Origin of the sequence: Lentibacillus sp. JNUCC-1 (assembly GCF_009741735.1) — a bacterium.
GTDB lineage: Bacteria > Bacillota > Bacilli > Bacillales > Amphibacillaceae > Lentibacillus_B.
In genome coordinates this window covers 848713-864568 of sequence record NZ_WHOH01000001.1, presented here as the reverse complement: position 1 = coordinate 864568, position 15856 = coordinate 848713, and the positions used below count along the sequence as shown (strand labels likewise).

General features: G+C 40.3%; 12 protein-coding genes and 3 pseudogenes. 14 read left to right on the top strand and 1 reads right to left on the bottom strand.

What is annotated here, in order from left to right:
- Positions 1–250 precede the first annotated feature (250 nt).
- On the bottom strand, positions 251–2701 hold the full coding sequence (locus tag JNUCC1_RS04060; protein WP_156644255.1) for a YheC/YheD family protein: 2451 nt from the start codon (positions 2699–2701) through the stop codon (positions 251–253).
- Between the two features lie 327 nt (positions 2702–3028).
- Here JNUCC1_RS04060 and JNUCC1_RS04055 point away from each other — a divergent pair.
- The 14 genes and pseudogenes from JNUCC1_RS04055 to JNUCC1_RS03990 form a co-directional block, all read left to right on the top strand.
- A pseudogene (locus JNUCC1_RS04055) lies at positions 3029–3235 on the top strand (flagellin N-terminal helical domain-containing protein); the annotation flags it as partial.
- A gap of 281 nt (positions 3236–3516) precedes the next feature.
- Positions 3517–3669, top strand: a pseudogene (locus JNUCC1_RS19455) (flagellin N-terminal helical domain-containing protein); the annotation flags it as partial.
- A gap of 513 nt (positions 3670–4182) precedes the next feature.
- Positions 4183–4353 (top strand): annotated as a pseudogene (locus JNUCC1_RS19450) (flagellin); the annotation flags it as partial.
- A 365-nt stretch (positions 4354–4718) separates the two neighbouring features.
- The gene (locus tag JNUCC1_RS04040) at positions 4719–4853 is read left to right on the top strand and encodes a flagellin (protein ID WP_156644254.1); all 135 of its coding nucleotides are present in this window, start codon (positions 4719–4721) and stop codon (positions 4851–4853) included.
- 975 nt (positions 4854–5828) lie between these two features.
- On the top strand, positions 5829–7088 hold the full coding sequence (gene ltrA / locus JNUCC1_RS04035; RefSeq protein ID WP_156643749.1) for a group II intron reverse transcriptase/maturase: 1260 nt from the start codon (positions 5829–5831) through the stop codon (positions 7086–7088).
- 371 nt (positions 7089–7459) lie between these two features.
- Positions 7460–8263 (top strand): sugar phosphate isomerase/epimerase family protein, encoded by an 804-nt coding sequence (locus tag JNUCC1_RS04030; RefSeq protein ID WP_156644253.1) that lies wholly within the window; start codon positions 7460–7462, stop codon positions 8261–8263.
- A 12-nt stretch (positions 8264–8275) separates the two neighbouring features.
- Positions 8276–9178, top strand: coding sequence for a sugar phosphate isomerase/epimerase family protein (locus JNUCC1_RS04025; RefSeq protein WP_156644252.1), 903 nt, complete (start codon positions 8276–8278; stop codon positions 9176–9178).
- 32 nt (positions 9179–9210) lie between these two features.
- A complete protein-coding gene (locus JNUCC1_RS04020; protein ID WP_156644251.1) occupies positions 9211–9981 on the top strand; it encodes an IclR family transcriptional regulator in 771 nt (256 codons plus the stop codon).
- A gap of 100 nt (positions 9982–10081) precedes the next feature.
- Positions 10082–10717, top strand: coding sequence for a bifunctional 4-hydroxy-2-oxoglutarate aldolase/2-dehydro-3-deoxy-phosphogluconate aldolase (locus JNUCC1_RS04015; RefSeq protein ID WP_156644250.1), 636 nt, complete (start codon positions 10082–10084; stop codon positions 10715–10717).
- Between the two features lie 27 nt (positions 10718–10744).
- On the top strand, positions 10745–11755 hold the full coding sequence (locus tag JNUCC1_RS04010) for a 2-dehydro-3-deoxygalactonokinase (RefSeq protein ID WP_156644249.1): 1011 nt from the start codon (positions 10745–10747) through the stop codon (positions 11753–11755).
- 32 nt (positions 11756–11787) lie between these two features.
- The gene (locus JNUCC1_RS04005) at positions 11788–12807 is read left to right on the top strand and encodes a tripartite tricarboxylate transporter substrate binding protein (RefSeq protein WP_156644248.1); all 1020 of its coding nucleotides are present in this window, start codon (positions 11788–11790) and stop codon (positions 12805–12807) included.
- An 86-nt stretch (positions 12808–12893) separates the two neighbouring features.
- Positions 12894–13337: a tripartite tricarboxylate transporter TctB family protein gene (locus JNUCC1_RS04000; RefSeq protein ID WP_156644247.1), complete on the top strand. Its 444-nt coding sequence runs from the start codon at positions 12894–12896 to the stop codon at positions 13335–13337.
- Between the two features lie 11 nt (positions 13338–13348).
- Entirely contained in the window at positions 13349–14833 is a 1485-nt protein-coding gene (locus JNUCC1_RS03995; RefSeq protein ID WP_156644246.1) for a tripartite tricarboxylate transporter permease, read from the top strand.
- 37 nt (positions 14834–14870) lie between these two features.
- On the top strand, positions 14871–15839 hold the full coding sequence (locus tag JNUCC1_RS03990) for a 2-hydroxyacid dehydrogenase (RefSeq protein WP_156644245.1): 969 nt from the start codon (positions 14871–14873) through the stop codon (positions 15837–15839).
- Positions 15840–15856 lie beyond the last annotated feature (17 nt).

Here is a 15856-nt window from a genome sequence, read left to right as displayed (position 1 = left end):
CAGTGATTTTTGCAGACGTAAGCAGGGTAGGTGTCGATTATTATGTTGCTGTTCTGTAGGGATAGATCTTCCCAGGCGTCTTCTACGAGTTCGGACCCGCATTTTGGGCAGGTTTCATTTTCCATTGTTGATACGCTCCTTTGTTATTTATAGGTGAAACTGGTTTAAGAATATAATATAAGATCCCCGCAATTGTAGGAGGATCTTATATTATTGGTTTAATAGTCGAGTAGATTTTAAACGAATGAACCTAAACTCTTTGTTTCAAACATCGGCTAGCACTTTCAACCATCTTCTCAGCCACTACCTCGGCATCATAAACATGCTCTGGACCATTAGGATTAACATCTATTAAATGCAGTCCATAGTTCTCAACAACGCCCATAACGATGCTTACTTCTGAAATCAGATCACCGAAAGCATATTTAAGTGCATCAGCTACATTAACTGCTAGGTGTTTTGCTTCACTCATAATTTCCGTAGCAGCGGCTTCCCCGAAATGTTTAATTAAACATTCCTGTAAGTCCTCGCGAAAGCTACCACCTGTTTCTAAAGATTTGATATCCGCGTATTCGTTCACGCTCTCCCAGCCATCATCAACTCTTATCAAATTCGTACAAATTGTAAAGGTCTCATCTTCATTAAATTTTTTACGTTGATCTCCAAAGACAATCATCTTTTCTCTTTCTAAAATGTCCTTTAACTTATTCCTCAGCGGCAGTTCGCTATATGCTTTGTCGGAATTCATCTGGTATTTTCCGTCTTCAGTCTGATTGATTGTAGATCCGTTTGAAAGAGGGCCGGTTTCTGGCACCAAAAGAACTTTGCCATGCTTTTCAAGCTCTCGGAAAATATCTCTCGGTTTGGTGACTTGATGGGAACTCGGTAAAACATCTGTCAGCAAACCTGAAGTTTGAAGCTTGTCCAGAATCTGGGACCGCGAATAACGTCTTCCCGGCCATTCGTTTGTAAATTGAATGTCCTCCAATTCCTCATAAACCCACTCAGCATTATGATCACCGCGCAGCTTAAGCCGGTCAATCACAACATCCGGATATGCAACAATTTTCGGGACCCATTTTCCGTCTTCGTAAAAATGACCTTTTATCAGCATTTCGTCCATGTCTAAATCCTTTGGCGTAAAAGCGAAAAGTGATATTCCCAGGTTCAATGCAGACTTTGCAATAGCAACACTGAGATTGTCATCTGCAATTCTTCCCATTAGAATACCGATTACCGCTTGCTTACCAGTGTCCGCAAAGGGTAGTTGGCTTGTCCTGGCTTGAAAACGGCCGCCAGTTGTTTGCCCCAGGAAATCTGAATGGTAGATCCCGTTTTTGGCAATGTATTTGGCATAAGCGATCGTATTGACAGCCCGCTTTTCTTCATGGTATGCGGTTTGTGGGCCGTTATTGGCCTCATGCATCCAGTAGCGACCATTTTCGTCAATGGCCAAATCGATTCCGAGTTCATCTAACGCAAGGTTGTGCAGTTTGTCAAGGTAATGAGCAAGCTCCATGGACAACCGCAATATATCCTGCTCATACATCTCACCTTTGTCACCATATTCTTGTTGCATAAAGTCATGAAGATCTTCCACACGCCCGTCCGTGGCCACGTTGCTCAGATTACTTTTCTTATTCCCAACGCGTGGATAGATATGGGTCAGCACCCATTCACCGTCACCATTCTTCTGAACATGTGCCCGAATGTGGTATGGCTCGTCAGCTTTCGTTCTAGTGTGAATGTAACGTTGAACAATGAAGCTGCCTTTTTCCTTTAAAATCGTGTTTTGCACCCATTTATTGAAAGCATCTTCACTTAAAATATGTTCTTTTTTATGAGCCAAAATGGTATAACGGCTGCCTTTTTTCGTGACAAAATAAATGTTTTCCCCTCTGTTGCTGGAAAGGGCTTTGAAGACAACACTGTTATTCTCTTCCAGAAAATCATGAATGTCTATTTCATGAAGGCAGAGTTTAAACGGTACGAGCAGTTCCGCATATTTACGATATTGCACCATGCGTTTTGGAAGAAAGAATTTGTTGCCTACGAAAAAACTTGTAAACGGCACTTCCCGTCGCAAGCGTCTGTCCACCCTTGTACGTCGGCCACCGCCTACATTGTTGATGACATCAGGGTAAGATGCTTTAACCTGTTGCCATTCCCCCTTTGTGAAAACATCCGCTGAAATGGTTTTATGCTCAAGGTCAACATCTTTGGACGTAAAAAAGATGAGTTTTGTATCTTGCTTTTCACTTTCATTCAACATGGCCTCCAAACGTTCCTTTGTATAAAAGTCCCGCGGATTGCGTTGTGGTGAAAACACACCGATCGTATAGGTTTTGTTTTCCGACTGTTGAGTGACAGCTTCCGTTTGTTTGAGCATCTTTTTTAAAAACGGAATGAATGAAAATTGCAGGATCTCACTGATTTTAAGAAATTGTCCTTGTTCTAAAAGCTTGGCTATTTGAAGAAGATACTGTTCCACTTTTCCTTTGTGGCTGGACCAGTCTTGTTTATCAAGACCTTCAGGGACGTTTCCCAACGCTCCCAGGCCTTCCACAATAGAACTGAAAATAAAGATGCTTTGATTCACTTCTTTGGCTTTAATGAGTTTATGAAAATGCTCCGAGGCCTCGAGCAGTGTCTGGAGGATATTATGAACTTGCATAAGCTGTTTTTCATTTGATTTTGGCATTTGAAACACTCCCTGATGTTGTGTGGCTTATATGGATATTATCGGTTAAGGTAGCTTACGTTTGAAGTTTTAGAGAGAAATAAAAACTTTTTTCAAAAAAGCTTAAACATATTTCCAACCAGCCGATAATAGTAATAGGTCCTCATCGTGGCAGTATGTTTTGGCCGGACATGCTTAGACGCGGATCTCGTGCACAACCGCACACCACACGGGGGCAGCCTCATTGGCGAGGCACATACATTGGTTAATAACTTCTTAACAGGAAGTTGTTATACACGGGACACAAGGACGTGACCCGAAAATACAAAACATGGAGGTAGATTGATCATGATTATCAATCACAACATTTCAGCACTTAACACACATCGTCAGTTGGGTGCCAACAACAACGCAGTACAAGGTTCATTGGAAAAGCTTTCTTCAGGTCTTCAGATTAACCGTGCCGGGGATGACGCAGCAGGTTTGGCGATCTCTGAAAAAATGCGTGGGCAGATTAAAGGTTTGGAAATGGCGTCTAAGAACGCACAAGACGGTAGACTGGAAATGCCGCTCTAAGCAGAAATGTTTAGATGACAACTCCGTGAATTCGGTGGAACCCCAAACCACGCCTAGCAGTGCGAATGGTGGGCAATACCGAGCCAAGCCTGGTGAATTGAGAGTAACATGTAACCAGGAAGGTGTAACGATCAGGTAGTGAGGATTCAAAACCAATAACCTACCCACGAGCGCGGAGCATCCCAAGCGGATGAAGATATGATCTGAACTTTATGGAAACATAAAGAAGCAGCGGGTTAAATACCGATGCGATAACAGAATTGATTTCTCTTATACAGACTGCTGAAGGTGCTTTGAATGAGACTCATGCAATTCTTCAGAGAATGCGGGAGTTGGCAGTTCAGAGTTCGAACGATACGAATACTGATACAGACCGTGCTGAGCTTCAAAAAGAGGTTGATCAGCTTGCAAGTGCACTAACAGATATTTCAAAGGACACTCAGTTTAACGAAAAAGATTTACTGACTGGGGACTTTGAAGCTACATTTCATGTTGGAGCAAATCAAGGCCAGAATCTAAGTGTTGCAATTGATGATATGGGTGCGGATAGTCTTAAAGCTGGTTTCGTTGAAAAAGTAGCGGAACAAGAATCAGGGGAATTAGAAGCTGGAAATACCTATTCTGTTGTAAGCTTTAAAGCGACAGATATTATGGATGATGGTACTGAAGCTGGTGTTGGTGTTGAAGACGCTAAATACGCACTTAAAGACAATGATGGGAATTTTGTTGCTGTAAGTAAAGATGGTAAAACATATACGGATTTAAATGCTCCCGTTAGTGATTTGAAGGATGCAAAGGTAGCTGAGACAAGTCCAAAAGAGGTTACCTTTACCAACGCTGTTAAAAACGGATCAGTAAGCGTGGCTAATAGCGCTACCTCTGGTAAGCTTGATCTTGAAGCAACAGGTGGTATATACATTGGTGAACAAGCAGATGCTGACAAAGCAATTACAACCATTCAATCAGCTATTGACACTGTATCCGCAGAACGGTCGAAGCTCGGTGCTGTTCAAAACCGCTTAGACCACACAATCAACAACCTTGGTGCATCAGCTGAAAACCTAACCGCCGCTGAATCACGTATCCGCGACGTAGATTATGACTTAGTTGCCGCTTAAACAGGCAACAACAGTCACAGTCGTCCTGGCTGGGAACGGTCAGTGATGATAACCGGGTGAATTGCTGGAAACCCCTTAAGCTTGTCTTACCACAACGCAGCTGGAAACGGCAAACGTGATGGTTCTAAGAAAAGACGAGATTGGGCAATCAGCAGCCAAGCGCCTGTGGCGAAAGCCTGGCGAAGGTTCAACGACTAGGATAGTCCACCTAACTCAAACAGACATGGTGATGAAATCCGTAGGGAACTGAAAGCAGCCGCAACACTTTCAGCAACCGAAGTGCCCGGCCCCAACACGAATGGTCAAGCAAGCATTCGAAGGGTGAAGATATAGTCTGGTCATTTATGAAAGTAAATGTTCGCACGATGGCGAAAGAAATGATGAACTTCACTAAGAACAACATCCTTTCACAAGCGGCACAATCAATGCTAGCTCAAGCACAACAAAGTCCTCAAGGAGTACTACAACTTCTTCGGTAACGTTGTGAACGGGCGTCCAGCCTGGTAACGGACTGGATCATAACTGGGTGAATTGCTGGGACCTCCTAAAGTGTCTTGTACCACAACGCAGCTGGAAACGGCAGACGTGATGGTTTGAAAAACAAGGCAATGTCACAATGGACAATCAGCAGCCAAGCGCCTCAGGTGAAAACCTGGCGAAGGTTCAACGACTAGAATGCACTGCCTAACGCACAAGCCACGGCAATGAGATTCGTAGGTTGACCAATATCAACCGAAGTGCCCAGCCCCACTAACACGGGTGAAGATATAGTCTATTCTATGATCGAAAGACATAGCGGCAAAGCAAGCCAACCAACAACCACAGGGAGTACTTCAGTTACTTCGTTAATACGCGGTATATTTTAAAGACTCTGGTACGGATCATCTCGTACCAGAGTCTTTTTATGCGTGTGCCAGGCATGCGCACACTCTATAGGGTTAAAGTCCCGAATCGTGAAGGCAGTAGTAGCGATTAGCCAAGGACAAGGGTGTCCAGAGAAATCTGGAATCTGAAGGAAGTCTGCGGCAAATCTCCGCCCCGAGGAACACGAACTTCATAAGGCTAGATGTACTTGGACGAGGCTGCACAACAAGCCAAAACCCATACTGCCAAAGGGTGCATAAAGTAGATGAAGCGGGGACATGGGGAGGAAGGGTGTGTGCTTACCCTGGGAGGTCTGGCAGAAATGCACAACCCATTGTGTAACTGAGTACGTAAGTACTCACTGAACTGTCAGAAGTCAGCAGACGCCATAGTAATGGGGATATCTAGAGTTCCCATGAAGGGCTGAATCATTTAAGGAGAATTGTCGCTTCGCGTACGCAACACTTGATGAAGCAGAAACATATATCCTTCCTAATGGAGGAAACGGTGAATTCCGTGGGGGACATTAGAAGGGCTGAAAGTGATTGCCACACAAGAGGAGAGAACAATTCACGCAGGAGTTGGATATCATGTTGGATCGAATTCTATCACGGGAAAACTTAATAAACGCACTAAAACGCGTTGAACGTAATAAAGGCAGTCATGGTGTAGATGGAATGCCCGTACAAAACCTACGAGCGCATGTCATGAAACATTGGACAAGCCTGCGAAAAGAAATCCAAGAGGGGTCTTATCGTCCTCAACCTGTCCGTCGTGTCGAAATCCCGAAACCAAACGGCGGGAAGAGGAAGTTAGGCATCCCAACCGTGTTGGATAGATTCATCCAACAAGCAATTGCACAAGTTCTCACTGAAGAATACGACTCAACGTTCTCGAAACACAGTTATGGATTTAGACCAAACAAGCGAGGACATGATGCCGTAAGAGAAGCAAGGCAATACATGAAAGAAGGCTACCGTTGGGTCGTTGACATGGACCTAGAGAAATTCTTCGATAAAGTCAACCACGATCGTTTGATGCGCACATTGAACAAACGTATTGAGGACCCACATCTATTGAAGCTGATTCGAAGATACCTGCAGGCAGGTATTATGGAAGAGGGTTTAGTGCGTCCTAATACAGAAGGAGCTCCGCAAGGTGGTCCGCTCAGTCCACTACTTTCCAATATCGTCTTAGATGAGTTGGACAAGGAATTGGAGAAAAGAGGACTCCGTTTCGTCCGCTATGCGGACGACTGTAATATATACGTCAAATCAAGACGTGCAGGGTTGCGTGTAATGGAAAATATTACACAATTTATTGAAAGTAAACTCAAGCTGAAGGTCAACGTAGAGAAAAGTGCGGTGGATCGCCCATGGAGACGTAAATTTCTGGGGTTTTCCTTCACGTTTCACAAAGATCACCCGAAAATCCGGATACCCAAAGAGAGTATCAAACGCTTCAAACAACGTGTCCGGGCTCTTACATCCAGAAGAAAATCCATGAATATGACAGATAGAATCGAGAAACTCAATCGATATTTGGTGGGCTGGCTTGGTTATTATCAACTGGCAGAAACGCCAACCACATTCAACAAACTGGATGCCTGGATTCGAAGAAGACTGCGAATGATTAGGTGGAAAGAATGGAAGCTAGTCAAAACGAAGTACAAGAATCTTGTGAAATACGGCGTGAAGAAAGAGAAAGCGTGGGAATGGGCCAACACAAGAAAGGCTTATTGGCGGATTGCCAAAAGCCCCATCTTGCATAAAGCCCTTGGTGACCAATACTGGTCAATCCAAGGGCTTAAGAGTCTGCTTAAACGATATCAAACGTTGCGTTGGACTTAAATGAAACCGCCGTATACGGAACCGTACGTACGGTGGTGTGAGAGGTCGGGGGTTAGTCACCCCCTCCTACTCGATCATGAATAAGAACAATTCCTTATTTGTTATCGCTCTGTAAAATTACTTCGAATTCAATCCTCTGTTATTTCACTAGGTATATAGGATCTATTTTGGGATTCCTCTCATTAACTGGACTGGCAGACTATATAAATTTAGACTATACATTTTTAAATTGAATAGCAGGGATCTGTTTCCTCACTGTTTTTTAGTGTGAGCGGAACTTGTCTGTCATTTGACATCGCTTTCTTTTAGTTTTATAATAGTAACGAAACGCAGTTCCACTATAAGAAACATTATAAAGGAGATATTATTATATGAATATTAAGTTTGGATGCCATGGTTCAACATGGGAACTTGATTATGACAAAAAAACAGACTATCTACCGCATATTATGGATGTTGTGGAAAATGCCGGGTTTCAGGGCATTGATGTACAGATTTCTTTGTTAGGTCGTTTTGCAGAAAGCCCTGAATCTCTCAAAGAAGAACTGGATAAACGAGGGCTTCAATTAGCGGCACTAACTGTTCCCTTTAGCTGGTTGCATAACGAAGAAACTAAAGAGGAACGTGAGTTGGCGAACTATTATATGGAATACATAAAGCATTTTCCGGGGGCTCTTCTAAATGTTGCTCCAAGGACCTTTAAGGATCGGAATAATTTAATAAATAAACAGAGAAATATTATTAGTTGTGCAAATTCATTAGCGAAAAGGGCCTTTGAACAGGGTGTGTTATGTTCGTTTCATCCTAGTTCACCCGATGGATCAGCGTTTAGAACAGAAGAAGATTATAAAATACTTTTTGAAGGATTAGACATGAAATTTATTGGCTACACACCAGATGCTGGCCATATTTCTATGGGGGGCATGGATGTACTAGAAATATTTAAGCAATACCTGCCGTATATTAAGCATGTACATTTTAAAGATGCCTCTATCACAGGTGAATGGAGGAAAATGGGGACGGGTGATATTGATTTCCCTGAAATTGTAAAGATGCTACGTGGGTCTGGATACCATGGTTGGATTATGGTAGAAGAAGAGACAGAACAGTCCTCTTCAAACCCGGATGAAGCAATAAAAGATATAAGTGATTATGTATCCATGAATTTAAAATAAAGGTGGCTAACAATGGTAGAACATAATACGTTTAAACCCACTATTCTGTTGCCAGAGTTATATTTTCCTGACGCAGATAAGAAGGGTTTTTTAGCAGGTAAAATTGAACAGTTTGCTGAAGAAGGCTTTTATAAAGGTGTAGAGATCCCAGTTATTAACAATTCGGTAGATAGACAAAGAGTGAAAGAAGCTACTGCTTCAGCAAACTTCTCAGTCGTGCAGTGGATGACAGCATTAATTACTAATGAAGGTTTAGATATATCAGCGGTAGATTCATCAGAGAGAGTATATGCTACAGAAAGAATTAAAAAGCACATCCCTGCAGCTGTTGAATCAGGTGCAGGGTATATTGCACTCATTACCGGTCCAAATCCAAAGGTGCATCTTAAAGAAAAAGCAGCTGAAAGTTTATATAACAGTCTTTGCGATATATGCTCATATGCTGGCGATTTTGGTCTAGAGGTCCTGATTGAGCCACTTGATAGACATGTGCATAAAAAGAAGTTCATTGGTCCGACTGAGGAAGCTGTAAAAATTATAAGCCAAGTTAAACAATCTTATCCAAATATTGGACTGGCATACGATACAGCTCATGCAGCTCTTAATGGCGAAAATATCGAACATTCTCTTGAAATAGCTGATATGCACATTAGTCAACTTCATTTATCTAATGCAGTGCTAAATTCTAAACATAAATGGTATGGAGATTACCATATTCCTCTAGGAGAACCGGGTTTTATGACATTAGAAAAGGCAACTTTAATATTGAAAAAAATGAAGGGAACAAAAATCTTAAGTCAAAGAGATTTGCGAATTTCGGTTGAGGTTAGAAGCGTGAGTAGTAATGATGCTGAATTGCAAGAGAAAAATGCAAGAGAATTTTTGAAGTCTTTACAAGTAAGTCTAAAAGAATAATTAATGAAATACTAAAGGTGAAGGGAGATGAAATGGTGAAGAATACAACTTCTATACAATCTGTGGATCGCGCATTAAAGATAATGGATATTTTACAGGGGTATCCCAAAGGACTAGGTGTAACAGAATTGTCACGTCGACTTGAGGTTTCGAAGAGTACATCTTATCGATTGTTAACTTCACTTAAAAACCAGGGGTACATTAAACAAGATGAACAAACCGAGTTATATCTATTAGGGCATAAACTTATCCATTTAGGGCAAAAAGTCTTGGAACAACTCAATATCAGAGAACTTTCTGCTCCTTATCTGCGCAGTCTGTCACAATCCACAGGTGAAACTGCTCACCTCGCTATAATGGAGGAAAATAGGGTGGTTTACATAGATAAAATAGAAAGCCCAAAAACAATCCGAATGTTTTCGAACGTTGGAAAAACAGCTCCACTTCATTGTACTGGGGTAGGTAAGGCTATTCTTGCTTTTCAATCTGATGAGAAGATTAAAGAAGTGATTAACGGTGTTGGGTTGAAAAAATTCACAGATAAGACCATTGTAACTAAAGAAAAAATGTTATCTGAAATTGATGTAATTAGAAGAAAAGGTTACTCTATTGACGATGAAGAACATGAGTTAGGAATAACCTGTGCTGCTTCTCCAATACTTAATCACAATAATCAAGTAGTGGCAGGAATTAGCGTGGCAGGACCTACTATGCGGATAGACGAAGAAAAGTTGCAGCAAATAGCTAAAGACGTTGTAGAGGTGTGTGCGTCTATTTCTAAATTACTTGGTTCAGATGATTGACAGCGCTTTTATATTTTAATATACTTTTAATAACACAATATGGAACGATGTTCCCTAATGAGGAACGTGGGTGTTGTCTAAAATAAAGGGGGGTGAATATATGGATTCAGTAATAAACCAAATAAAGAAAGAAAAAATCGTTTCTATTATTAGAGGAAACTCTGCAGATGAGCTTGAAGCAACTGTAGAGAGTCTCTATAAGGGTGGTATAAGAATTGTTGAAATTACAATGAACACCCCAGGTGCTATCGAAGGCATTGAAAATATAAGTAAATCTTTTCCTGACTTAATAGTAGGGGCTGGTACTGTATTGGATCCTGAGACTGCTAGGAATGCTATATTAGCGGGTGCTGACTTTTTACTAGCTCCAACCTTAAACATTGATACTTTGAAATTGGCTACTCGCTATAATGTTCTGTGTGTGCCAGGTGTTTTAACCCCAACAGAAGCTTTAACTGCTCATGAACATGGCGCGCGAATGATTAAAGTATTCCCGGTTCGTGCTCTTGGTCCTTCTTATATTTCCGATATAAAGGCTCCTTTAAATCAACTGGAAATAATGGCGGTAGGAGGGGTTTCTTTAAGTAATGCTCGTGAATTTCTAAAAGCGGGTTGCTGTTCCTTGGGTATAGGAAGCTCTTTAGTCGACAACCAATCGGTTTATGATAAAGACTTTATAAATATCGAGGAGAAAGCTAAGCGTTTTGTAGAACTAGCAGGAGAATTTAATCTTTAAAGCAAGTATTAGAGAAGTGGTGTGAAAATGAAGATGATTTTAATTGACTCTGGTACAACCAATTCTAGACTTCGTTTAGTGGATAAGAGTCAAAATGAAGTAATTGATATCTTAAAGATTAAAGTAGGTGTAAGAAATACCGCTATAGAAGGAAATAATAACAACCTGAAAAAGCAGCTGACAAAAGGTATAAATGCATTATTAACAAATAACAACTTAAATGCTAACAGTATTAGCTATATTGTCGCATCAGGAATGATTACTTCTAATCTAGGCATATATGAGGTCCCTCATATCTTAAGTCCAGCAAGTTTACAGGACTTTGTGAAGCATTCCGTTGTTGTTAATTTGAATGACTTCTATAATATCCCGTGTATTTTTGTTCCGGGCATGACTAACAATGTCCCAGATGATAATAAGGGTTTTTTGGATATATTGAACGATCACGATGTAATGCGTGGGGAGGAAGTAGAATCTTTTGGTTTGCTTAAACAAATTGATGTGCAAGGCAGCGGTTTAATTGTTCTTCCGGGGTCACATACAAAATATGTAATTGTAGATGAACATAAATCGTTAACTTCTTCTATTTCCACGTTGGGAGGAGAAGTATTGCAAGCTCTTCAAAAAGAAACAATTTTATCAAACTCGTTAGATAGTTCTTTAGTCCAAGAAGTCAATACTGATATGCTGAAAAAAGGTTTCGAATCTACTCGGAAATACGGGCTCACAAGAACCCTTTACCATATAAGGTTAATCGACTTGTTTTCAGAACTAAGTAAGAATGACAGAGCGAATTACTTTGTAGGGGCGATTCTTCATGATGATATTAAAACACTATCTGACTCTATAAAAGACGCAAATCTTCAATGGATAATTGTTGGCGGGTCTAATCCCCTCCGTGAAGCGTTTGTGCATTTACTTAGCGCCATTTCTATCGCAAAAGAAGTAATAGAGGCAACTGATGAGCAGGTGGAACATTCTTTGGTGGAAGGTGCAAGGGATATCGCTTCTGAATATATAACTTTGCATACAAAATGAAAGCGATTAAACAATGAGGAGAGTGTATAAGAATGAGCAAGTTTACAAAACTATTAGGTTTAATTCTGATGACGGTTCTGGTGCTTACAATATCGGGATGCAGCGGAAACAGTGAAAATGAGGATGCTGGTTCGGGCAATTCAGGTTCCGCTGATAATGCGAATGAAGATTTTCCTAAGAAAGAAATAGAACTCATTGTACCAACAGCTGCAGGGGGCGGGACAGATGCTGCAGCTAGAGCTTTGGCTCCTTTAGCAGAGGATCACTTAGGGACTTCTATAGGTGTAGTTAATAAAACTGGCGGAAGCGGTTCAGTCGGTATGACAGAGGGAGCTAACTCTAAGCCAGACGGTTATACTGTTACGATGGTTTTTGTAGAGCTGACTATGTTTGAGCATTTAGGTCTATCCCCTCTAACACCACAAGATTTTAAACCAATTGGTCTTATTAACTTTGACCCGGCAGCATTAACTGTTCCTGCTGATGCACCGTATGATACTTTGGAAGAGTTTATTTCATATGCTAAAGAACATCCGGGTGAAATTTCAGTAGGTAACTCTGGACCAGGATCAATATGGCATATAGCCGCAGCTAACCTTGAAGAAGCAGCAGGGATTGAATTAAACCACGTGCCTCATGATGGTGCAGCACCAGCGGTAACTGCTTTGGTCGGTGGTCACATAGATGCGGTAACAGTAAGTCCTGCTGAAGTTAAATCACAAATAGATGCAGGGAAATTAAAAATGTTAGCCGTAATGTCTGATGAAAAATCTGATATGGCTCCAGATGTTCCAACAGTATCTGAAGCTGGGTTAGATGCAGCTCCAATAGGTACTTGGAGAGGGTTAACTGTGCCTAAAGAAACACCTGATGACATAGTAGCTAAACTGGAAGATGGTTTTCTTAAGGCAGCAGAAGAAGAAGAATTCAAAGATTTTATGGACAAAAATGGTTTAGGTTTGAAAATACAAGGTTCAGAAGAATTTGGTGAATACATGCAACAAAATCAAGAGTTATATGGTGAGATCATTTCAGATTTAGATTTAGATTAAGGTTGTAAATATGTAATGTTCATATGGAGCGAGAGAACTTCGTGTATAACAGAGTTCTCTCTCTCTTTTATAGGGAGTGAACAAAAATGAAGCTGTCAAACTATATTAGTGGTATTATTACGATCGTTATTGGTGTCTTCTTTTATACACTGACATTTAGTTTCAAAAAATTAGGGAACCAATTAATTGGTGCAGAATTTATGCCAAGAGTCTATTGCGGTTTACTTATTGTACTAGGTTTTATTTTATTGGTACAGACATATAGAGACAAATCGAAAAAAGATGAGAAAAAGAATACAATGAAATATGCACTTGGCACAATGGTTATCGTTCTTTTATATATAATTGTTATACCATTAGTTGGTTTTTATTTAGCTACAGTTTTCACCATATTAGGGTTGCTGTTATTTTCAAAAGTTAAAAACAAAATCATCATATTTTTATTACCGATTGGAACTGTAGCGTTTGTTTATGTTGCATTTGATAAATTATTGAAGGTATCCATTCCTATTGGATCATTATTTTCTTAGGAGGTGACATCATGGGCGATCTATTGAATGGTTTAACAGGGGTAATGCATTTTGAGGTGCTCGGTGTTTTAATTCTTGGAGTAATAGGTGGTATTGCTATTGGTTCTTTACCTGGTTTAACAGCTACGATGGGAGTAGCGTTGATGTTGCCAGTTACATTTGGAATGGAGCCGGTAGTGGGGATATTGCTGCTTATTGGAATATATTTTGGTTCAGTTTATGGTGGGTCCTTAACGGCCATATTGATAAATACACCAGGCACTCCAGCATCTGCAGCCACTGCATTGGATGGCTACGCAATGGCAAAAAAAGGTTTTGCACACAAAGCATTAACAGTTTCCACTATATCCTCAACTATAGGGGGCATATTAAGTGTAATCGTTTTAATTTTAGTTGCCCCACAACTAGCTGAGTTTGCATTGAGGTTTAGTGCACCTGAGACCTTTGCTTTAGCGGTGTTTGGTATATCAATTATTTCAAGTATTGCAGGAAAGTCGATGGTAAAAGGATTAATAGCCGGTCTTATAGGCTTACTTATTGCCACAATAGGATTGGATCCAATCGGTGGATTTCCACGTTTTACTTTCGGGAGTATGAATTTAACTGGCGGTGTAGAATTTATTCCTGTCATGATTGGATTATTTGCAGCTGCAGAAGCTTTTAAAACAATGGAAGAAGTGTTTTCAAAACATAAGTTAAAATTATCTGTTGAAAAAGTTAAATTAAAATGGGTAGAATTTAAATCCATAATTATTACCATACTTAGATCGGCTGGCATTGGTACATTTATAGGTATGATACCAGGAGCAGGTGGGGACATCACAGCTTTCGTAGCCTACAATGAGGCGAAACGCTTCTCAAAAAACAAAGAAGAATTTGGGGAAGGTTCTATAAAAGGTGTCGCTGCTCCAGAAGCTGCCAATAACAGTGTTACTGGTGGAGCAATGATTCCATTACTAACATTGGGAATACCTGGAGACGCTGTTACAGCAGTGCTTCTGGGAGCTCTGATGGTTCAAGGGCTTCAACCAGGTCCAATGCTTTTTGAAAACAATGGTCCTCTTGTATATAGCTTGTTCGTCGGAATGCTATTAGCAAACGTATTATTATTGATATTTGGGTTATTGGGAATTCGTCTTTTCGCGAAGATATTACTCATACCAAAAGCTGTTCTCAGTCCTGTAATTTTAGTGTTATGCGTAGTTGGTTCTTATTCTTTGGGGAATAGCTATTTTGATGTAATCGTTATGATTATATCGGGAATTGTTGGCTATTTCATGATTAGGACTGGTTTTCCTGCGCCCCCACTTATATTAGGATTGATCTTGGGCCCGATCATGGAAAGTAATTTCAGACGTTCTATTGTGATGTCGCAAGGAGATTTAAGTATCTTTTACACAAGACCAATCACACTGATTTTACTAATCGTGGCTGTAGCAACTCTTTTTTCACCTTTATTATCCAAAGCCTATAAAAAAATGCTAAAAACTAATTGAGTATAAAACCATATAGAAAAGGAGTGTTTTAATAGTTATGAAACCAAAAGTGTATATTGCAAAACCCATTCCTGAAAGCGTGGAAAAATATATTGCCGAGTATTGTGAGTATAAGATATGGGACGAAAAAACGCCCATTCCAAAAGAAAAGCTGCTTGAAGAGATTAAAGATATAGATGGTTTAATGCTTCCAAAAGGTGAAATCACAAATGAATTTCTTGACCAAGCACCTAAGTTGAAAGTCGTCAGTAATATTGCGGTCGGCTATGATGGCTTTGATATTGAAGCTATGAAAAAACACAAAGTTCTAGGGACACATACTCCTCATGTTCTAGATGAAACGGTAGCTGATACAATCTTTGGTCTTATATTGATGACGGCAAGAAAGTTGAGTGAATGTAATCACCATGTAAAAAAAGGCCACTGGAACAAAATGGATAGTGAGGATTTCTTTGGAAAAGATGTTCATGATGCCACACTCGGGATTATAGGAATGGGAAGAATTGGCGAAAAGGTTGCTAGGCGAGCAACACAAGGGTTTAATATGAATGTGCTTTACTATAATAGGTCTCGTCGTAAAGACGTAGAGGAAAAATACAATGTTCGCTATTCAGACATGACAAACTTATTAAGAGAATCCGATTTTGTTTTGCTTATGCTTCCCTTAACAAATTCTACATTTCAATTTATGGGAGCAAATGAATTCAAACTTATGAAAACAGATGCATTCTTCTTCAATTGCTCTCGTGGAAAGACAGTAGATGAGAACGCGCTTATAGAAGCATTGAAAATGAAAAAAATTAGCGGCGCAGGATTAGACGTTTACGAACAAGAGCCTATTAACAAAGATAACCCTTTGCTGTTAATGGATAACGTAGTCACTCTTCCTCACATAGGCTCTGCTACTAAGAAAACACGTGATGATATGGCAATGAGAGCCGCAGAAAACTTGGTAGCAGGTGTTACTGGAAAAACGCCCCCGGATGTAGTCAAAGAAATGAGGTAACAAAACAAATAATATAA